Genomic DNA, 18,751 nt, shown 5'->3' with positions numbered 1-18,751 from the left:
TCCATTTTCTTACTACCGCAGTCGCCGAATCTTCCTGTTTAGCGACTCAATTCTGCAGCTGGGTCCTGCGATACGCCCCAGGCTGTTGCCCGGTGACCTTGTGAAACGCCCGGGTGAACGCTGCCACCGACTGATACCCCACGGCCAGCGAGACGTCTGCCACCGTCTGGTCCTGCTTGAACAGTTGGCAGGCATGGCGCATGCGCATCATCAGCAGCACTTGCCCTGGCGACTGCCCGCACAGTTCATTGAAACGCTTGAAAAACGCCGAGCGCGACAATCCGGTGCAGGCGGCCATGCTTTCCAGGGTCCAGGCGTCGGCGGGACGGGCGATCAACTGCTCCAGCAGGTTGGCGAACGCCGGTTGCCGGGCCAGCGCCGCCAGGCCGCCGAGTTCACGGTTGTCCAGCACTTGTTGGCGCAGGACATACAGGAACAACAGGTGGCACAGCCGCTCAAGCAAGGCAGAGGAGGGCGCAGGCACGCGCTCGCACTCTTGCAGGATCAGGTCGAACAGGTTGCGCGCGGCGGTCAGCGAAGGGTCGCCTGCGCGCAGGATGATCCAGGCGGGTAGGGTGTCGACGATCATCGCCGACAAGCCGGACTGGAAGTGAAAGAACCCGCAGACCAGGCCGACGCCATCGCTGGCGGCGCTGTCCAGGGGCGCCATCGGTACTCGTGGGCATTCCTGGGCGCCGGCGGCGGTGGGCTCACCGGAGAGGCGATATTCCAGGTCGCGCAACAGGAACACCGCGTCGCCGTTATCCAAACGATGCGGCGCGGCGTCGCCTTCGATATGCAGCCAGCACTGGCCCTGCACAATCAGGTGGAAACTGGCGCTCGCCAGGCCGTGGGTGCTCGCATGCCAGTCGCCGCAGTAGCGGCCCACATGGAACAGACTGGTGTCGAGTTCGAGGCTGTCTAATAACCAATCGACAAGTGCACTGGACGAATTCATCTAATGGAAAGACTCAAGAGCAAGTAATCGCTACTTTAGCCTATTGAGACGATTTCTTATAACCAACAGACTGGATACACGAACCCATCAGGAGACCACTCCATGTCCCGTGTACCCCTGCTTACCCCTGAAACCGCGCCGGACGCGGCCAAGCCCTTCCTGGAAAACGCGCTGAAAGGCTCGGGTTTCATCCCCAACCTGTTGGCGGTACTGGCCAACGCTCCGGCGGCGCTGGAGACCTATATCACCGTGTCCGGGCTGAACGCCAAGGCCGAACTCAGCCTGGCCGATCGCGAAGTGGTGCAGTTGATTGCGGCCACCACCCACGGCTGCGATTTCTGTGTGGCCGGCCATACTGCCGTGGCACGCAACAAAGCCAAATTGCCGGAAGAAGTCATCGACGCCCTGCGCCAACGCGGTGAGCTGCCCAATGCCCGCTATGAAACACTGGCTGGGTTTACCCGCGAAGTGATCGCCACCCGTGGCGATGTCAGCGATGCCGGTTTTGATGCGTTCCTGGCCGCCGGTTATACCCGGGGCCAGGCGCTGGAAGTTATTTTGGGCGTGAGCCTGGCAACCCTGTGCAACTTCGCTAACGTGTTTGCGCGCACCCCGTTGAACCCGGAGCTGGCGCAATACCGCTGGGAAAAACCCGCAAGCTGAAGATGACCCACCCGCTGTGAAAAGGAGAAACATGAATGCTTGACCCAATCTTGAGCCGTTGGCTCGATGTTCAAGCGCAGGCCCTGGACGTGGGCAGTTGCGATCCACAGGAAGTGCTGCCACGGCTGGCAGAAGTCAATGTATTGCGTATCGGCGTGCCGGCTCAGCTTGGTGGCCTGGGCGGGGACGTGGCGGGCGCGGTGGAGGCTATCGCCAATGTTGCCAGCCATTCCCTGGCGGCGGCGTTTGTGTGCTGGGGCCAGCGTTCGTTTATCGAATATTTGCTGCAAAGCCCGAATGCGCAACTGCGTGAGCGACTGTTGCCGGACCTGCTCAGCGGCAAGTTGGCGGGGGCCACGGGGCTGTCCAACGCGATGAAGTTCTTGTCGGGTATTGAAGCCCTGCAGATCAGCGCCGAGCCTACCGACGACGGCTGGACCCTCAACGGCCGGCTGCATTGGGTGACCAACCTGCGCAAAAGCGGTTTTGTCGCTGCGGCTGCCATCGAGCATGCCGGCGGTGGTGCGCCGTTTATCCTGGCGATTCCGGATTCGGTGGCCGGCTTACAGCGCTCCCGCGACCTCGAACTACTGGGTTTGCAGTCCAGCAACACGGCGGCCCTGGGGCTGGAAGGCGTGGCGTTGAGTCGCGACTGGTTGCTGCATGAGGATGCGCGCAAGTTTTTACCTGCGGTGCGCCCGGCGTTCCTGGGGTTGCAGTGCGGCATGTCCATCGGCCTGGCCCGGCGCTCCCTGGCGGAAGTGGCCAACCATCTGGGCGCGACCCGTACGGTGTTGCGCGAAGAGCTGGAGACGCTGCGCGTCACCTTGGATCACTTGGTCACTGACTTGAAGAACGGCCTGTTGGTCGGGCGCTTTGCGGCCGAGCCGGCAGCGTTGTTCAAGCTGCGCATCGCCCTCGCCGAAACGGCCGCCAGCGCCGTGCAGCTGGAGTTGCAGGCCAGCGGCGGCAAGGCCTACCTCACTGCCCACGGCAGTGGCTTTGCGCGGCGCTGGCGTGAGTCCGCGTTCGTGCCGATCGTGACCCCGAGCCTGGTGCAATTGCGCACCGAGTTACAGCGCCAGGCCAACCTATGACGAACGCGGTATTGAATGCCCGGGGGATTTGCCTGGGGTACGCCGGCGGGCCAGTGTTGCAGGGCTTTGACCTGCAACTGCAGCCCGGCGAAGTGGTGTCGATCCTCGGTCCCAGCGGGGTAGGCAAGTCCAGCCTGCTGCGGGTGCTCGCCGGTTTGCAGGCGCCGCAAGGCGGCAGTGTGCGGGTGCTCGGTGAACCTGTGGATGGCCCTCACCCGCGTGTCGCAGTGGCGTTTCAGGACCCCAGCCTGCTGCCCTGGCTGAGCCTGGAAAAGAACGTTGCCTTCGGCCTGGACTTCGCCCGCCAGCCACACTTGAGCGTTGAGGAACGCCGCCAGCGTGTCGACCACGCCATCGCCGCCGTTGGCCTGGAGCATGCGCGCCAGCACTTCCCGGCGCAGCTTTCCGGCGGCATGGCCCAGCGTACGGCGCTGGCCCGTTGCCTGGCGCGCCAGCCCCAGGTGCTGTTGCTGGATGAGCCCTTCGGTGCCCTCGACGAGGTGACCCGCGCCGACATGCAGCACCTGCTGCTCAAGGTCAACCGCGAGCAGGGCTCGGCAGCCGTGTTGATTACCCATGACATTGACGAAGCGCTGCTGCTGTCGGACCGCATCCTGCTACTGGGCAACCGCCCGGCGCGGACGTTGGGCGAGTGGCTGATCGACCTGCCGCAACCGCGCGAAGAACAGGTGGAAGCCATCGGCGCGCTGCGCATCGACATCCTCAAAACCCTACGGCAGGCGAGCCGCCCTCAACTCAACCCCCTTGACCTGCTGGAGCCTGTCCATGTGCCTGGATGACCTGACCCACTCGCGTCGCGACTTTCTAAAACTCTCCGCCGTGCTCAGTGCCGCCGGCGCCTTGCCGCTGCTGAGCAGCCTGCAGGCCCGCGCTGCCAGCGAGCCGGACGCACCCGTGCGCATTGGCTACTTGCCAATCACTGACGCCACGCCGTTGCTGGTGGCGCATAACAATGGCCTGTTCGAAGCCGAAGGCATCAAGGCCGAGCGCCCGGTGCTGCTGCGCAGTTGGGCGCAGGTGATCGAGGCGTTTATTTCGGGCCAGGTCAACGTGATTCACCTGCTGTCGCCAATGACCGTGTGGGCACGCTATGGCAGCAAGGTGCCGGCGAAAGTGGTGGCGTGGAACCATGTGGGTGGCTCGGGCCTGACCGTGGCGCCGGGCATCACCGATGTGAAGCAATTGGGCGGAAAGTCCGTGGCGATTCCGTTCTGGTATTCGATCCATAACGTAGTGGTGCAGCAACTGTTCCGCGACAACGGGCTGACGCCGGTGGCGCGGGCGGCGGGCAGTGCGATTGCGGCCAATGAGGTCAACCTCATCGTGTTGCCACCGTCGGACATGCCACCGGCCCTGGCCAGCCAGCGTATCGACGGCTATATCGTCGCCGAGCCGTTCAACGCCCTGGCGGAAAACCTCAAGGTGGGTCGCGTGCAGCGCTTCACCGGTGACGTGTGGCGCAACCACGCATGCTGCGTGGTATTCATGCACGAGCACGACCTGACCAACCGCCCGGAGTGGTCGCAGAAGGTGGTGAATGCCATCGTCAAGGCGCAGGTGTGGACCCGCGACAACCGCGAAGCGGCGGTGAAGCTGCTGTCCAAGGACGGCCCTAACCGCTATACCCCGCATGCCGAGCCGGTGTTGAGCAAAGTGCTGGCGCCCGCCGCGGCCGACCGTGTGGCCTACCTGGCCGACGGCGCGATTCAGCATGGGAGTTGGGATGAGCACCGCATCGATTTCCAGCCCTACCCATTCCCCAGCTACACCGAGGAACTGGTGCGCCGCCTGAAGGACACGCTGATCGAGGGCGACAAGAAATTCCTCGCCGACCTGGACCCGGCGTTTGTCGCCAAGGACCTGGTAGACGACCGTTTCGTGCGCAACGCCATTGAGTCCGTGGGCGGCATGAAGACCTTTGGTTTGCCTGATGGGTTTGAGCGGCATGAGGAGATTGGCGTTTGAACAAACGGGAAATCCCGGGCTGGTTGCTCGGGTTGAGTGGCTTGGCGGGGTTGCTGTTGCTCTGGTGGCTGGGGGTGAAAGTGTTTGGCGCGGCGGGCGGCTTGTCGGCACGCTTTTCCCTGGCCGCCACGGCCGCCAGCCTGTGGGAATTGCTCGGGCGCGGGGAGTTGTACCTGCACATCGCCGTGAGCCTCAAGCGTATTTTCGTTGGGTTGCTCATGGCCTTGCTGGTCGGCGTGCCGCTGGGATTGCTGGTGGGCAGTTCGCGCAACCTGGAGGCGGCGACCACACCGGCGTTCCAGTTCCTGCGCATGATCTCGCCGCTGTCGTGGATGCCCATCGTGGTGATGCTGATGGGGGTAGGCGACCGGCCGATCTATTTCCTGCTGGCCTTTGCTGCCGTATGGCCGATCATGCTCAACACCGCCGCCGGGGTGCGTCAGCTCGACCCGCGCTGGTTGCAGTTGAGCGCCAGTTTGAGCGCGACCCGCTGGGAGACCTTGCGCCGGGTGATCATTCCCGGCGTGGTGGGGCATGTGCTGACGGGCGTGCGCCTGGCCATCGGCATTCTGTGGATCGTGCTGGTGCCGTGCGAGATGCTGGGGGTCAGTGCGGGGCTTGGGTATTACATCCTCGATACCCGTGATCGGCTCGCCTATTCGGAGCTGATGGCGATGGTGGTGTTGATCGGCTTGTTGGGCTTTGCACTGGATGCATTGGCGCGGTGGCTGCACCAGCGGTGGGTGCATGCTGGCCAATAGGGCAAACAACGGCCCGGATACATCCCCGGGCCGTTGTTTGCGGGAGAGCAGCGAGTAAGGTCAGGGTTCTACATAAATCTGCAGATCACCCGGAATGCCGCGTCCCCAGCCTACCGGTTGTGTAGGGTCTTGAGGCCGGCCAATTACCCGGGTGCCGATCTGTCCTGTGACGTTCTTATTGTTAAATACGCCGATGCCGATGGTGCCTGTCAACTCAGCCAGGCCTGGTACGTTTTCGGAGGTGTTCATATGGGAGCACCCAACCAGTGCGACCCATTTTTCAGTGCCTGAAGTCGCCTGGATGGTTTCCGAGGCGTAATAGTTGAACTCTTTGAGGCGGCGTTGCGAACGTTCGCCCGTTGTTGTAGGCACTTTATGGAGATCGCCTTTGTGGCGCGTGAGGTAGATGTGATCAATGGGCATGACTTCTATGCCATTGGCCTCAAGCTTTTCGCATAGTTCCTTGAACGTTGGATCAGTTCTAAGTGTTCTGCCATCCCCCAGGTAACCTATACCGTCATCGATCAGGCCATCCGGCGTATCGATAAGTGCTTCGAAATACACTTTCTTGACGCCTTGGTTCTTTAACGTTTCCACGTTATCGAAAAGCACCTTGAAACTGGCCATCTGCTTATGCGACTCCCCCAAGACTATGCCGTTAGACGCCTTGAATGCCTCTGCGAACAGTTCTGGCGCGCTGATGGGTTCAGGCACCGATGGGATGACAGGGCGTGGCGGTAGCCCTGTTTCGGCCAGGGCGTCATAGCAAGCGTTCATTTCGTCTTTGAACTTCTCCAGTGTTTGTGCCTTGATATCCGGCAGGAAGAAATGGTCAGTCTCGAATTTGCCCTGCAGGCTTTCTACGTAGTCGCCCTTGGGTAACGGCTTTCTGACGTGAACCTGAGGAGCGCCAGTATTCGAGGGGGGGCGTCGACGGCGACTGCTGGATTGCCTGGGGGAGTGTGTTTTGGGAACGGTGGGGCTCAAGGTCTCCAGCACGTTGAAATCCTTCAGTGGCGGGCCGTAAGGCCTCCTCGTGACCGGGTCATAGGCATACCGTTGCCCATTATGAATAACGCTGCTGGTCTCCAGGGTTTGCTCCCCAACCTTTAAGGTTCCCCATGTGACATCACCGTAAGGCGGCGGAGTCAAGCCGGCCGCAATCTTGGCTTTGGTAATGCCTTTGCTTGCGAGGCGGGTGCCTCCGAGCAACAAATCGCCTACACCACTCAATGGGTTGAACTCACTGATAACGGTGGTCCCGACGATTTTCGAGACTTGCAAAGCCTTCTTCGTCAGGCTGATGGCTTTGGAACCGACTTTGGTGGCTTTCGCTGCGGCCCCTGCACCAGCAGTGACAAAGCTGAAGACGTCCATGAACAGGTCTATAGCGCCGTCGGCGTAATGACCCTCCTGAAAGTTGCGAATGGCCGATCTGAAGGGAATCAAATCCAGGAAAAAGTTGGTCAAGTTCCATTCGGCATCCATCTGATTGTCGAAGCTGGTCGCGCCCTTGGCCTGCTTGATCACGTCCCGACTATCAATCTGCAGGTGTTTCACAAATGTATCTGCAATAGCCTGGGTTCGCGTGCTTGTGAAGTTCAAGGGGGTAGGCAGCGGTGATCCGGCTTTTGTGTTCTGGCTGAAGTCGGCGTTAGCAACGGGTGTGAATTTCTCGATCGGATAGACCCTATTGGCTTCGCGCTCACGCTCGTGAGTCAGCACGCTGTTACTGACCGCTGTGATAGCGTGTTTGCTAAGGTCCAGCTCATACGTGGCCGTGCCATTCGCGCTGGTGGCCTTGACGTACAGCTTTTCATTTTTATGGTCGAGGGTTTTGCCAGTAAACCCGGGGCCCAGGCGGTAGGTGTCGAGCTGGTAGAACTCAAGTTGCCCGTACTCTAGGTTCTGCCTGTCAGCCAGTGGAAGCTGGGCGATCATATGTTTGATCGCCACGCCAATGCCTTTTTTCTTGTCGCTGATGGCCTGGACAAGTTGGCTGTTGAATTCGGCATTGACTCCCAGATCGAGCGACTTACCTTTCAGCGCGGCATTGATGCGCGGGTCCTGGCTCACCCATTCGTAGTTGTGCAACCCACTCATGGCGATGTCCAGGAGCGACATCATGCCGGCAGGCGCCCGATTAGGGTCGTAGACCGGCTGGATGGACGGTTGCTTGTTGTCATGGACTTTCAGCAGCCATTCTTCAAACGGAACATTTTCGCCAAAACGCTCCTTGAGGCGGGCGAGGGCGATATCCCTGCGGCTGGGCATGTCGGATTGGATCAGGCTGGATGCTTCTATCTGTGCAGTGGCCTGTTGGTTAAACGCGCTTCTGGCCACCTCGATGTCGGCGTCGTTGTATCGACCGGCCCGCTCCGGCGAAAGGATGCCATTGACCAACCCCCACACCCGCAGGGCAGCAATCTGCGCACGCTGAGTGTCTTGCCGGTTGCTAAGGGCGGCAATGTCAGCTTCAGCCATGACCTGGTTAAAGGTCATGTTTTGCACTTTTCCTGGCGTCAGGGCCTCTATCGATGCTGCGGCGATCGACAGCCTGACCCAGGCGGCGCTGCCATACACCACCGTGCCAGGAATGTCTTTAATCAAGAGTTCGGGGGTTTTCTTTGACAGCAAGAGGTGCGCCCCGGTCTTGGCCATCTCGGCGGAGGTTCTGCCGGATTCGCTCAAGTGCGTACTCAAACCGTCCACAATCATCGACAAAGGCTTGCCCCAATGGGCTTTGTTGGACAAATCAAAACCTGCCACCTTATTGGGGGCAGGCTCGGCAAAGTACTCCGGGTCCAATTGCAGAATCATTGCTGCCATGAGGTAATCGTTGGCGCTCTCGGCGGTGTCAACTCCATTCATTTTCTGCTGCAGAGCTTTGCCCATCAATTGCCCCTGGGCAGAACCGATCAGGGTTTCCAGCACCCGGATGGGATCATTCAGGACGCCCTCGGGGAGTGGCGCCTGATAGCGCAAAAACTCTAATAACCCCCCTTTGGTTTGCATGACCAGGGGCTTTTCCTCGAGATGATGTTCGTGGCTCATGGCAATCAAACGCAGGCGCCGTTGATCGTCTCTGCTCAAGGGAATAGGCCAGCTCAAGGCACCCCCAAAATTGCCCAGGGGGTGTTCCAGGGCGCTGTCGACCAGGGCACTGGCCAGGGCGGTCAAGGACGCATGGCTGTCCGGTACGGGGAGGCCGTTGTAGGCGATGTAGTTCTCCAGTGTGGTTCTGCCTAGCTCCTCAAAGGAAGATGAGCCAGGCGCTACCACCATCGGTGTGGATTTGAGCGCCGCGAGGACAGCCTGCGGGGTGACCGCTTCACCCAATTGGGCAGCCAGCTCAGTGAGTTTGCGTGCCAGGGTCCTGAAGTTCTGCTGGTCTGCGAGCTGTTGCTTGAAGTCACCGCTGTCTGGGCTTTTGACTGTTTGTGGCAGAAGAGTGGGGCCTGCTGCCGAGTCGAGGTTTGCGCTGGCAGTGTCATGGAGGGCTGATAGAGATCGGCCGTTAGGGAGGGGCGGTTGATACGTGTATGACTGCTGAGGCGAGCGAGTATCTAGATGGGTCATTGTTGGGTACCTATTCAGACGTGCTGAGAATAAGCGCCTGTCAACGGGAGGTTCCCTTTTCCCATGGCGCACCGCTGTGTGCTGAAAACGCCCGTTCGCGTTCCGGCTGCGGGTACCAGGGTTTGTAAGATCGGATGTAGGCGGGGAGTAGGCGGGCTGGTCAAATGCAGTCAGTTCCGTACCGACGACAGCGTCAGCATTGCACTGTAAGGGAATATTTTCTGCTTACTCGGGGGGGCTGGTTTATCGTAGCGTGCGCCAGACGAGCCAAAGCTTTTCATCGCCTGTAATATGAGCGCCTATTGATCCCGATCCACTCCCAGATACAGGACCCCCTGATGACCCAAAAGCAGCGTTTGAAATATTCGATTCTGATTGCCCTGGCCGTATTGGCGACGATGTTTGGCCTGTCCTACTTGCAGAACACTGGGGTCATCAGCGAGAAGACATTCCAGACCATCGCCATTGCCGTCGCAGTGGTCGTGGTGGTGATCAACGGCATCATGCGCCGCAAGGTCAAGCTTTAACGGCGATCAGGCGCGGCCTTCGAGTACCTTGGCAGCCTCTTCATGGAGGCTGTAGCTTTTGTCCGCATTGAGGGTGATCACACCTTCGCTGCACAGGCGCTTGAGTACCTCGCGCACGCTGAGAAACGACAGTGGAATGCCCAGCTCCAGCAAGTGGCTGTGCACGCCGCGTACGCCAAGGGTGCGCTGGTTGTCGGCGGCGGTGAGCAGGGCGTCGATGACCTTCAGCCGGATCAGGCTGGTACGCAGGCCAAAACACTTGAGCAGATGGCGGATACGCTGGTTGCCTTGCTGTTCGGGCGTTTTGCCGAACGCTTGCGGGCCGCTGCCGAAACTGGCTTCGGCCGCGTGTGAATGTCCATCCGTGGGCACTTGCGGGTTGTACATGCAAAAACTCCTTATCAGAGCCTGATCAGGAAAAAATGAGCGCTCTTGGTTAATAAGACGAACGAGCGAGCGAAATCATGAAGTGTCGGATGTAGAAATTTCGTCGGTATCGGTTTTGTCACATCCCCACCGCCTTAAATAAACGACCCCGTGCGTTAAATTATTCCCGGTGATTTGCGTTCTTACGGTGGGGTTATTGCCCCTTGTGAGACGGTTAAATCTGACGGTGGAGTCTGCGTGATTATTTCCAATGGGTTGTCCAGGGTCTGCATGGCCGGAGTGTTGCTGGGGTTGGGCCTGGCCGCCTCTGCGCGGGAGCAGGTGACGCCAGCATCGGCGGACATCCGGCGCACCAGTTACGGCGTACCGCATATCCGCGCCAACGATGAACGTGGCCTGGGCTTCGGCATTGGCTACGCGTACGCCCAGGACAACCTGTGCCTGCTGGCCAATGAAGTGGTCACCGTAAATGGCCAGCGCGCCCGCTTCTTCGGCCCCGAGCAGGCGACCCTGGAAGAGCGCAACAACCTGGCCAGCGACCTGTTCTTTGGCTGGCTCAATACGCCGGATGCGGTGGCGGCATTCTGGAAGGCGCAGAGCCCGCAGATCCAGCAGCGTATTGAAGGTTATGTGGCCGGCTACAACCGTTATCTGAAAGAGCAGGGCGCGCCTGCGCAGTGCCAGGCCGCGTGGGTACGGCCACTGGTGGCTGAAGATCTGGTCAAGCTGACCCGCAGGCTGTTGGTCGAAGGCGGTGTCGGGCAGTTCGCCGAAGCCCTGGTGGGTGCGGCGCCGCCTCAAGCAACCGCCAATGTGTCGAGCAGTGTCAAGGCCTTTGAACGGGTCGCGGCCAATCAACAGCGTTTCGCCTTCGATCGTGGCAGTAACGCCGTGGCAGTGGGGCGTGACCGCTCGTTCAACGGGCGCGGCATGTTGCTGGCCAACCCGCACTTCCCCTGGGTGGGCGGCATGCGGTTTTACGAGATGCACCTGACCATTCCCGGCCAACTGGATGTGATGGGCGCTGCGCTGCCGGGCCTGCCGGTGATCAATATCGGCTTCAACCAGCATGTGGCGTGGACCCATACGGTGGACACGTCCAAGCACTTCACCCTGTACCGCCTGACCCTGGACCCCAAGGACTCCACGCGCTACATGCTCGACGGCAAATCGGTCGCCCTGGATAAAACGACGGTGACCGTGCAGGTCAAACAGGCCGATGGCAGCCTCAAGGACCAATCGCACACGGTCTATAGCTCACAGTTCGGCCCGGTGGTGCAGTGGCCGGGCAAGCTCGATTGGGACAGCCACTACGCCTTCAGCCTGCGCGATGCCAACCTGGGCAACGACCGTGTATTGCAACAGTGGTACGCCATGAACCGCGCCGACAGCCTCAATGAGCTGAAAACCTCGGTACACATCCTGCAAGGCATCCCGTGGGTCAACACCCTGGCCGCCGATGACCAGGGCCAGAGCCTGTACATGAACCTGTCGGTGGTGCCCAACGTCAGCGCGGCCAAACTGGCGCAATGCAGCGACCCACGCGCCGGCCTGCAGATGATCATGCTCGACGGCGCCCATAGCGCCTGTGCCTGGGACGTTGATCCGCGCGCCGCCCAGGCCGGCATCTTCCCGGCCGAGCAGTTGCCGCAATTGCAACGCACCGATTACGTGCAGCACTCCAATGACTCGGCGTGGCTGGCCAACCCCAAGGCGCCGTTGACCGGTTTCTCCCCGCTGATCAGCCAGGACCATATCGGCCTCGGCCCACGCGCGCGCTTTGCCCTGCAACGCCTGCAATCCCTGGCTAAACCGATCAGCGTCAGCGACCTGCACAACATGGTGATGGACAACGAGGTGTACCTGGCCGGCCAAGTCATGCCCGATCTGCTCGCGTTCTGCGCCAGACACCTCGGCAGCGACGCCACTGCCTTGCACGCCCTGTGCTCCAGCCTGAAAACCTGGGACCAGCGCGCCAACCTCGACAGCGGCCTCGGCCTGGTGCACTTCATCAACCTGGTGCAGCACCTGCAGCAAATCCCCGACGCCTGGCGCGTGGCCTTCGACCCGGCCCAACCCCTCACCACCCCACGCGGCCTGGCCATCGACCGCGCCGATGTGGCCAAAGCCCTGCGCGAAGCCATGCTGGCCTCCACCGCCGACGTCGCCAAACGCGGTTTGACCGCCAGCAGCACCTGGGGTGAGGTCCAAGTCGCCGGGCAAACTCCGATCCACGGCGGCCCGCAGGAACTCGGCATCTACAACGCCATGCAAACCGTGCCCCGCGCCGACGGCAAGCGCGAAGTGGTCAGCGGCACCAGCTACCTGCAAATCGTCACCTTCGACGACCAGGGGCCCCATGCCCAAGGCGTGCTCGCGTTCTCCGAGTCCAACAACCCGGCTTCCCCACACGCCAAGGACCAGACCCGAGCCTTCTCCCAAAAACAACTGCGCCCGCTGCCCTTCACCGAAGCCCAAATCAAGGCCGACCCGCAGTACCAACAACTGCGCATCAAGGAGTAGGGCAGGCCCGCAACCCCTTGATGCCAATACGAAATATTTTTGAAATCAAGGGGTTGCACGCCTAGGCAAATACGTACATAATGGCGCCCATCGAACGCAATGAAGCATTAAAAACTTCAATGTATTCAATGAGTTAGAGTAGAGGCAGGGTTATACAGCCCACTCAAGTTTTTATGCGATGAGTGTCAGCAGTCGGGACATTGATCGTTTGAGGCCGAGTAGCAAAATGGTTATGCAGCGGATTGCAAATCCGCCTACGCCGGTTCGATTCCGACCTCGGCCTCCACTCTTGAAAACCCCGTAGATTAACGTCTACGGGGTTTTTTATTGCCTGGGCGAAAGTACGGGCGTGCCGATCAAGGTTTTTGCATGGTCCGTCCCGCAGGCATAGAAAAGCCCGCAATTGCGGGCCTCTCGCACACGACTTTCCGGCTTATTTAAACAGCCCACCGATTGCATTGATCGCATCCGCTGCCTTGTTCACGTTTTGTTGGTGCTGCGGGTTGGTATTCACTTGGGCCTGGGTGTTGTAACTGGCGTTACTGCAGCTCTTGTTTGTCTGGGTCAGCGCAGCTTGATAGGCGGTTGCGCGCAAGGTATCGCCCTTGGCATTGGCTGCATTGATGTTCGCCTGCAGGTCGCGGACCTGTTGCTGGCAGGAGGAGGCGTTATTGGAGTAATTAGTGTTATTGGTGGTGTTGTTTGCACCACCCAGAGCAGAGGACAGAGCCCCTGTCAGGGCACTCAAGTCAGCGGCTTGTGCGGATAGGGCGATCAGACTGAACAGGGCGGCGGATGGAGCGAGCTTGGAAAGACGCATGGCAAACCTCAATGTTTTATTGTCTGCACGCGCGTGGCTCCCGAGCTGGTGCAGAGCAATATCCGTATAAAGGTGTGTGCTCGGTTGCGGCAAAATATTATTTGGTCAAATTTTGAGCTTCAATATCCAGTGTCAATAAATGTGAATTCTTTCACGTTGTTCGTCGGCTGCGCGCCATTGGGGTATGCCTCCTGTGATTACAGGATTTCAGACCTGGCGATGCGCTGGTCTTTCACCTCACCTGCATACGCGTGAAGCCTTTCCTGTTGCGCTGCCAGCAACGCGCAGATTTTCATCAGCGCCAGCGCCTCATCCGGCGTGCGACCGTTGGCGGCCAAAGCGCTCAACTCAACCACCGACCACCGAATCACAGCGGCGGCGTCCTCCAGGTCGTAGAACAATTCCTGCTGTGCCGTTCTGGGGCCGTCGAGCCCCTGGATCAATTCTTTCATTTATTGCCCCTCCCGCTTCAGGTCAAACCCCATGATATCCATCCCGATCTCCGCCAGATCGGTCTTGAATGGAATTTCTCCCATCAAACGCCTGATGTGTCACAACGTCCAGCCCAGCCCCAATGCCTTGTGCAGTGAAGCAAAATCCTTGAGCAGTTCCGCGTCCCCGGAAATCCGGTTCTCCTGGGCCTGGTAGCGGGTACGCTCCGCATCCAGCCAATCCAGGGTGCTGGCGGTGCCCGCACGGTAGCGCTGGCGAGTCAGGTCCGCCGCGCGTACCGCCGAGGACTCCACACTGCGCAACAGCACTACGTTCTGGCGTTGATGGCCGTACCGCGCCAGGGCCACATCGGCGTCGCGCAGCGCACTCAGTACCACACTTTTGTACTGCGCGAGCGCTTCGTCGCGACCGGCTTCGGCGCCTTTGACGCTGGCGGCCACGCGGCCGAAGTCCAGCGCGTTCCAGGTCAGGCGCGGCAGGATCAGCCAGGTGCCGTTGTCCTTGCGGGCGAGGTGGCCGGGGTCGCCGGCAGAGAATGACAGGTCGCCCATCAGGCTGAGCTTGGGAAACCAGTCGGCGGTTTTCTCGCCGATCTGCGCGTTGCTGGAGGCCAGTTTGCGTTCGGCGACGCGGATGTCGGGGCGGGCCTTGAGCAGGGCGGCGGGGTCTGCCACGGGTACCACACCGGGGATGGCGGGCAGGGCTTTGGCGGTGGCGAGGCGGCCATCCAGTTCGCCGGGCTCTCGGCCGCAGAGCAGGCCGAGTTGATCCAGGGATTCAACGATGGCGGCTTGCAACGGCAGGCGCTGGGCCTGGGTGTTTTCTGCCTGGGTGAGGACTTGTTCCAGTTGCAGCTGTGAGGCCACGCCACGGCTGCGACGTTGCTGGGTCAGGTCGAGAGCCTGGTTTTCGATGTCGACACTCGCGTCTACCAACGCCAGGCGTGCCTGTTGGTCGCGCAGGTCGGTGTAGGCCTGCACCACTTCGGCGGCCAGTTGCACCTGGGCGTCGGCCAGTTGCGCCTGGGCAGCGTCGGCTTCGGCTTGCGCGGCTTCGACGGCGCGACGTGTGCCGCCGAACAGGTCGGCCTCCCAACTGGCATCGAAGCCGGCCAGGTAGAGCGTCAACGGCCCGCGACCGGCACCGCCGCCACCCAGTGCGGAGGTGTCGGGCGAGCGCAGTTTGAGCATCGCGGCGTCACCGGTGACCTTGGGCAGGGCGTCGGCCCGCGCACCGCTGAGGCTGGCGCGGGAGTGTTTCAAGCGGGCCTGGGCGGTGGCGATGTCGGGGCTGTTGTTCAGCGCCATCTCGACCAGCTCATTGAGCTGCGGGTCATTCAACGTTCGCCACCACTGCGCCACAGCCGGGGCGCTTGGCGCTTGGCGGTCGGCATGGGGCAAATGCCCGGCGGCCAGGGTTTTCGGCGCGGCGTCGGGTGCGCCTGAGTAGTCCGGGCCTACGGTGCAGGCCGACAGCAGGCCAACGGTCAGGAGCAGAGGAAACGAGCGAGCAATCATGGCTGTACCGTGCGCTTTTTCAGGATGAAGATCAGGGGCAGGCACGCCAGCATTGCGAGTCCCAATACGTAGAACGAATCGTTATAGGCCATCACCGAGGCTTGGCGGGCGATGTCGTTGGCCAGTTGGGCCATGGCTTGCAACGAGGCGGTGGAGGCGTCGCCGGTTTGTGCCAGGTAGCTGGCGGTGTTGCTGGCCATGTGGTCCTGGGTCAACTGGCTGTTGGCCAGGATGCCTTCGCGCAGCCGGTCGTCATGGAAGTGGCTGCGCCGGTCCATCAACACGCCGAGCAACGCCAGGCCAATGGTGCCGCCGAGGTTGCGCGACATGTTGTAGAGCCCGGCCGCGTCGCCGGCGTCCTTGGTCTCGACCGAACGCATGGACAGTTGGCTGAGGGGCATCATCACCAGGATCTGCCCGAAGCCGCGCAGCAACTGCGACCACACAAAATCATGGCCGACGCTGTCGGCGGTCAACAGGGTGTCTACAAAGCAACTGGCCCAGTACAGCAGCAGGCCGGCGCCGACCATCCAGCGCAGGTCGTAGCGGCCGAGCATTCGCGGCAGGATCGGCATCAGCAAAAACGCCGGAATCCCCGACAACAGCATGATCGCGCCGGACTGCTGCGCGTTGTAGCCGGACAGAATCCCGAGAAATTGCGGCACCAGATACGCCGTGCCATACAGCCCCGCACCCACCGCCGTACCGATCAGCAACACGCTGCCAAAGCTTTTGTTGAGCACCAGTGGCAGGCGCAGGATCGGCGTACTGGAGCGCAATTGCCCCACGGCAATCAGGAAAAAACCGGTGACCGTGGCAATGCTCAGCCACACGATCAGCAGCGAGTCAAACCAGTGCTCGCGCTGGCCTTCTTCCAGCACCACGGTCAGCGAACTCAAGCCCATGGCCAGCCCCAGAATGCCCAGCCAATCGGCGCTGATAAAGCGCTGCAGGTTCATGCGCTCGCTGGGCAGGCCGGTGATCAGCAGGGTGATCAGCGCGATGCTGATGGGCAGGTTGAGAAAGAAGCACCAGCGCCAGTTGATGTTCTCCGTCAGCCAGCCGCCGATCACCGGGCCGAGCAAGGGGCCGAGGATCACGGTCATGCCGAACATCGTGGTGCCGATGGCCAGTTGGTGGGGCGGCAGACGCGTGCGCACGATGGTCTGCGCGGTCGGGATCATCGCGCCGCCGGCGAAGCCCTGGCCGATGCGCCCGGCGATCATCGCGCCAAGGCTGGTGGACAAGCCGCAGAACATCGAGAACAGGGTGAAGGTGAGTGCGGTGCCGATCAGAAACCGGCGCAGGCCGAAGACTCGGGTCAGCCAGGCCGCGAGCGGGATCATCACGATTTCCGACATCAGGTAGCCGGTGGCGATCCAGGTGCCTTCGGTGCCGGTGGCGCCGATCTGGCCCTGGATCTGCGGCAGCGCCGAGTTGGTGATCGACACATCCAGGGTCGCCAGCAAGGCGCCCAGTGCACCGGCGGCGACGGCGATCCAGTCGGTCAGCGAGGCGTTGCGCGGTTTCTCGGCAGCCACCCCGGCCATGCTCGCCTCAGCCATGGTTGGCGTCTGCGGCGTGGGTGCGGGTGTCGACTTCCACGGTGGCCGACAGGCCTGGCATCAATGCGGCACGCAGGTCATCCGGTATGTCCAGGGCAATGCGCACCGGTACCCGTTGCACGATCTTGGTGAAGTTACCGGTGGCATTCGACGGCGGCAGCAGGGCGAACTGCGCGCCGGTGCCGGGCGCCAGGCTGTCGATGTGGCCTTGCAGGTCGCGTCCGGGCAGGGCGTCGACATGCACGGTGACGGTCTGGCCGGGGCGCATGCCACCGATCTGGGTTTCCTTGTAGTTGGCGGTGAGGTAGATCGCGCTGATCGGCACCACGGTCAGCAAACGCGTACCAGGTTGCACGTACTGCCCCACGCGTACGCCACGGTCAGCCACACGGCCGTCCAGCGGGCTGCGGATGACCGCGTCGTCGACGTCCAGTTGGCTTTGCGCCTCGCTGGCCCTGGCTACGCCCAGTTGCGCCTGGGCCTGCTTGAGCTGGGCCTGCAACGTGCCGTAGCGAGTCTGGCTGGACCGCAGCGCCGCCTGTTTGGCCGCCACGGTGCTGCGGGCCTGTGCCAGTTGGTTGTTCAGTTGGGCCAGGCGCTCTTCCGGTTCGGCGCCCGAGCGGGCCAGCGGCGCGTAGCGGGCGACTTCGGTCTGCGCATGCCGGGCATCGGCCTCGGCGCCCTGCAATTGGGCGCGGGCTTCGGCGATGGTGGAATCCTGTTGCACCAGGTCGGCCTGGGCCTTGGCAAAGTCGGCGTTGCGTGCGGCGATGGTCGCGGAGGCTTCGTCGCTCACGGCCTGGTACTTGCGCGCATCCAGGCGCACCAGCACGTCGCCACGCTTGACGTTCTGGTTGTCGCTCACCAGCACGTCGGCCACGTAGCCGTTGATCTTTGGCGCCACGCTGATGCTGTCGGCTTGCAGGTAGGCGTCATCGGTGGTCTCGATAAACCGCCCGGTGATCCACCACCAGGCGCCCCATGACACGCCCGCCAGCACGGCAACGCCGGCCACGCTGAGCAGGATGCGCCGGGCCTTGCCACGTTGACCGTTGACGGTTTCTTCAGGCATGACCTGAGGGGAGGGAGGTGCAGCCGACATCGAGGTCACTCCAGATTTATAACGAGTGGAATAAATTCCTTTTTTCGCGAATTTTTGTCAACTGGTATATTTTGGTCCGGTATTCGAAGGGAGCTGCACATGGCACGACACAAACCTGCCGCCGAGGGTGGTTACCAGCGCGGCGAAGAAACCCGCGCCCGCATTATCGAGGCGGCCGTCGAGGTATTCGGCGCGCGTGGCTACGATGGGGCGTCCACGCGTGATATCGCCACGGCTGCCGGCGTCAACGCACCTGCGATCCAGTACTACTTCGATGGCAAGGAAGGCGTGTACCTGGCGTGCGTCGAGCACTTGATCACGCTGCTGTGGCGCAAGATGTCGCCGCCGGTGGAGGCGGCGGAAAGCGTGCTGGCCGATGCCGATTCCGGCGACAACGCGCTGATCGACGCCTCGCTGGGCATCCTGGGCACCGTGGTTTCAACCATCCAGGACAGCCCGCAAACCACGGCCTGGCGTGCGTTCATGGATCGCCACCAGGCCGGCTTGTGCCCGCAAAGCGCAACGATGGCTTTCGAGGAGCGTTTCAAGGCGCGTATTGCGCGGGTCATCCGCCAACTGATCGCTCGCGTGGCCGGCCTGGCGCTGGAGGATGAGCGCACGGTGATCCATTCCATGGCGCTGTTTACCCAGGGCCTGGCGTTCCGCATCCAGAAGCCCAAGCTGCTGGAGGCGTTGAAGTGGAGCGAAGTGAACCAGAAGGAAATGGAACAGGTGCGGGAGGTGGTGCTGATGCAAGCGCGGTTCACCCTGGAAGGGCTGGCCCGGCACCGGGACCAGCACGCCTCCCGTTAA

The 18,751-nt window shown here is 61.6% G+C and carries 16 protein-coding genes and 1 tRNA gene; 9 read left to right on the top strand and 8 right to left on the bottom strand.

All coding sequences use genetic code 11. The features are described from left to right. Positions 1-46 precede the first annotated feature (46 nt). Entirely contained in the window at positions 47-958 is a 912-nt protein-coding gene (locus tag LUU92_RS14890) for an AraC family transcriptional regulator (RefSeq protein WP_257102186.1), read from the bottom strand. A gap of 102 nt (positions 959-1,060) precedes the next feature. Here LUU92_RS14890 and LUU92_RS14885 point away from each other — a divergent pair, with 102 nt between their 5' ends. From LUU92_RS14885 to LUU92_RS14865, 5 genes are read left to right on the top strand one after another with little or no spacing between them, the layout of a single operon-like run. Continuing rightward, positions 1,061-1,621 carry a carboxymuconolactone decarboxylase family protein gene (locus LUU92_RS14885; protein ID WP_071488178.1) on the top strand — a complete coding sequence of 187 codons (561 nt, stop codon included), beginning with the start codon at positions 1,061-1,063 and terminating at the stop codon, positions 1,619-1,621. Positions 1,622-1,656: 35 nt separating this feature from the next. After that, positions 1,657-2,718: an acyl-CoA dehydrogenase family protein gene (locus LUU92_RS14880; protein WP_071488179.1), complete on the top strand. Its 1,062-nt coding sequence runs from the start codon at positions 1,657-1,659 to the stop codon at positions 2,716-2,718. Next, the gene (locus tag LUU92_RS14875; protein WP_071488180.1) at positions 2,715-3,518 is read left to right on the top strand and encodes an ABC transporter ATP-binding protein; all 804 of its coding nucleotides are present in this window, start codon (positions 2,715-2,717) and stop codon (positions 3,516-3,518) included. Before LUU92_RS14880 ends, LUU92_RS14875 begins: the two co-directional genes overlap by 4 nt. Next, positions 3,505-4,704, top strand: a complete 1,200-nt coding sequence (locus tag LUU92_RS14870; protein ID WP_071488181.1) for an ABC transporter substrate-binding protein — start codon at positions 3,505-3,507, stop codon at positions 4,702-4,704. Before LUU92_RS14875 ends, LUU92_RS14870 begins: the two co-directional genes overlap by 14 nt. Before the next feature lie 11 nt (positions 4,705-4,715). Continuing rightward, positions 4,716-5,465: an ABC transporter permease gene (locus LUU92_RS14865; protein WP_173668608.1), complete on the top strand. Its 750-nt coding sequence runs from the start codon at positions 4,716-4,718 to the stop codon at positions 5,463-5,465. 60 nt (positions 5,466-5,525) lie between these two features. On the opposite strand, the gene LUU92_RS14860 is transcribed toward LUU92_RS14865, so the two are convergent. Next, on the bottom strand, positions 5,526-9,044 hold the full coding sequence (locus LUU92_RS14860) for a membrane-targeted effector domain-containing toxin (RefSeq protein ID WP_257102185.1): 3,519 nt from the start codon (positions 9,042-9,044) through the stop codon (positions 5,526-5,528). Positions 9,045-9,382: 338 nt separating this feature from the next. Here LUU92_RS14860 and LUU92_RS14855 point away from each other — a divergent pair, with 338 nt between their 5' ends. Next, the gene (locus LUU92_RS14855; RefSeq protein ID WP_010210250.1) at positions 9,383-9,571 is read left to right on the top strand and encodes a hypothetical protein; all 189 of its coding nucleotides are present in this window, start codon (positions 9,383-9,385) and stop codon (positions 9,569-9,571) included. A 6-nt stretch (positions 9,572-9,577) separates the two neighbouring features. Here LUU92_RS14855 and LUU92_RS14850 read toward each other — a convergent pair whose 3' ends face one another. Continuing rightward, entirely contained in the window at positions 9,578-9,958 is a 381-nt protein-coding gene (locus LUU92_RS14850) for a fe2+ zn2+ uptake regulation protein (RefSeq protein WP_071488184.1), read from the bottom strand. Positions 9,959-10,195: 237 nt separating this feature from the next. On the opposite strand from LUU92_RS14850, the gene pvdQ reads away from it, so the two are divergent. Both pvdQ and LUU92_RS14840 read left to right on the top strand, forming a co-directional pair. Further along, a complete protein-coding gene (gene pvdQ / locus LUU92_RS14845) occupies positions 10,196-12,481 on the top strand; it encodes a bifunctional acylase PvdQ (protein WP_306459253.1) in 2,286 nt (761 codons plus the stop codon). Positions 12,482-12,693: 212 nt separating this feature from the next. Further along, positions 12,694-12,767 (top strand) — tRNA-Cys (locus tag LUU92_RS14840). A gap of 147 nt (positions 12,768-12,914) precedes the next feature. Here the strand turns inward: LUU92_RS14840 and LUU92_RS14835 are convergent. The 5 genes from LUU92_RS14835 to LUU92_RS14815 all read right to left on the bottom strand — a co-directional run bounded on the left by LUU92_RS14835 (position 12,915) and on the right by LUU92_RS14815 (position 17,938). Then, a complete protein-coding gene (locus LUU92_RS14835) occupies positions 12,915-13,301 on the bottom strand; it encodes a DUF1090 family protein (protein WP_071488186.1) in 387 nt (128 codons plus the stop codon). Between the two features lie 197 nt (positions 13,302-13,498). Continuing rightward, positions 13,499-13,753: a hypothetical protein gene (locus LUU92_RS14830; protein ID WP_257102184.1), complete on the bottom strand. Its 255-nt coding sequence runs from the start codon at positions 13,751-13,753 to the stop codon at positions 13,499-13,501. Between the two features lie 99 nt (positions 13,754-13,852). Beyond that, complete coding sequence (locus tag LUU92_RS14825) at positions 13,853-15,271, bottom strand: efflux transporter outer membrane subunit (RefSeq protein WP_093513307.1); 1,419 nt, start codon at positions 15,269-15,271, stop codon at positions 13,853-13,855. Further along, positions 15,268-16,836: a DHA2 family efflux MFS transporter permease subunit gene (locus LUU92_RS14820; protein WP_083351452.1), complete on the bottom strand. Its 1,569-nt coding sequence runs from the start codon at positions 16,834-16,836 to the stop codon at positions 15,268-15,270. The genes LUU92_RS14825 and LUU92_RS14820 overlap by 4 nt, the downstream gene beginning before the upstream one ends. Continuing rightward, a complete protein-coding gene (locus tag LUU92_RS14815; protein WP_257102183.1) occupies positions 16,829-17,938 on the bottom strand; it encodes an HlyD family secretion protein in 1,110 nt (369 codons plus the stop codon). The genes LUU92_RS14820 and LUU92_RS14815 overlap by 8 nt, the downstream gene beginning before the upstream one ends. A gap of 99 nt (positions 17,939-18,037) precedes the next feature. Here LUU92_RS14815 and LUU92_RS14810 point away from each other — a divergent pair, with 99 nt between their 5' ends. Beyond that, positions 18,038-18,751 carry a CerR family C-terminal domain-containing protein gene (locus LUU92_RS14810; RefSeq protein WP_071488191.1) on the top strand — a complete coding sequence of 238 codons (714 nt, stop codon included), beginning with the start codon at positions 18,038-18,040 and terminating at the stop codon, positions 18,749-18,751.

This window comes from Pseudomonas extremorientalis (assembly GCF_024584605.1).
Lineage (GTDB): Bacteria > Pseudomonadota > Gammaproteobacteria > Pseudomonadales > Pseudomonadaceae > Aquipseudomonas > Aquipseudomonas extremorientalis.
Note: the sequence above shows the minus strand (reverse complement) of the source record. Positions and strands in the feature narration are given on the sequence as shown.

What these genes read in the sequence shown, in the direction of transcription:
- LUU92_RS14810 (WP_071488191.1), top strand. Translation starts at nt 18,038, where the DNA reads ATGGCACGACACAAACCTGCCGCCGAGGGTGGTTACCAGCGCGGCGAA.
- LUU92_RS14885 (WP_071488178.1), top strand. Translation starts at nt 1,061, where the DNA reads ATGTCCCGTGTACCCCTGCTTACCCCTGAAACCGCGCCGGACGCGGCC.
- LUU92_RS14890 (WP_257102186.1), bottom strand. Translation starts at nt 958, where the DNA reads ATGAATTCGTCCAGTGCACTTGTCGATTGGTTATTAGACAGCCTCGAA.
- LUU92_RS14835 (WP_071488186.1), bottom strand. Translation starts at nt 13,301, where the DNA reads ATGCGTCTTTCCAAGCTCGCTCCATCCGCCGCCCTGTTCAGTCTGATC.
- LUU92_RS14860 (WP_257102185.1), bottom strand. Translation starts at nt 9,044, where the DNA reads ATGACCCATCTAGATACTCGCTCGCCTCAGCAGTCATACACGTATCAA.
- LUU92_RS14880 (WP_071488179.1), top strand. Translation starts at nt 1,657, where the DNA reads ATGCTTGACCCAATCTTGAGCCGTTGGCTCGATGTTCAAGCGCAGGCC.
- LUU92_RS14850 (WP_071488184.1), bottom strand. Translation starts at nt 9,958, where the DNA reads ATGTACAACCCGCAAGTGCCCACGGATGGACATTCACACGCGGCCGAA.
- LUU92_RS14870 (WP_071488181.1), top strand. Translation starts at nt 3,505, where the DNA reads ATGTGCCTGGATGACCTGACCCACTCGCGTCGCGACTTTCTAAAACTC.
- LUU92_RS14820 (WP_083351452.1), bottom strand. Translation starts at nt 16,836, where the DNA reads ATGGCTGAGGCGAGCATGGCCGGGGTGGCTGCCGAGAAACCGCGCAAC.
- LUU92_RS14855 (WP_010210250.1), top strand. Translation starts at nt 9,383, where the DNA reads ATGACCCAAAAGCAGCGTTTGAAATATTCGATTCTGATTGCCCTGGCC.
- LUU92_RS14875 (WP_071488180.1), top strand. Translation starts at nt 2,715, where the DNA reads ATGACGAACGCGGTATTGAATGCCCGGGGGATTTGCCTGGGGTACGCC.
- LUU92_RS14830 (WP_257102184.1), bottom strand. Translation starts at nt 13,753, where the DNA reads ATGAAAGAATTGATCCAGGGGCTCGACGGCCCCAGAACGGCACAGCAG.
- LUU92_RS14825 (WP_093513307.1), bottom strand. Translation starts at nt 15,271, where the DNA reads ATGATTGCTCGCTCGTTTCCTCTGCTCCTGACCGTTGGCCTGCTGTCG.
- LUU92_RS14815 (WP_257102183.1), bottom strand. Translation starts at nt 17,938, where the DNA reads ATGTCGGCTGCACCTCCCTCCCCTCAGGTCATGCCTGAAGAAACCGTC.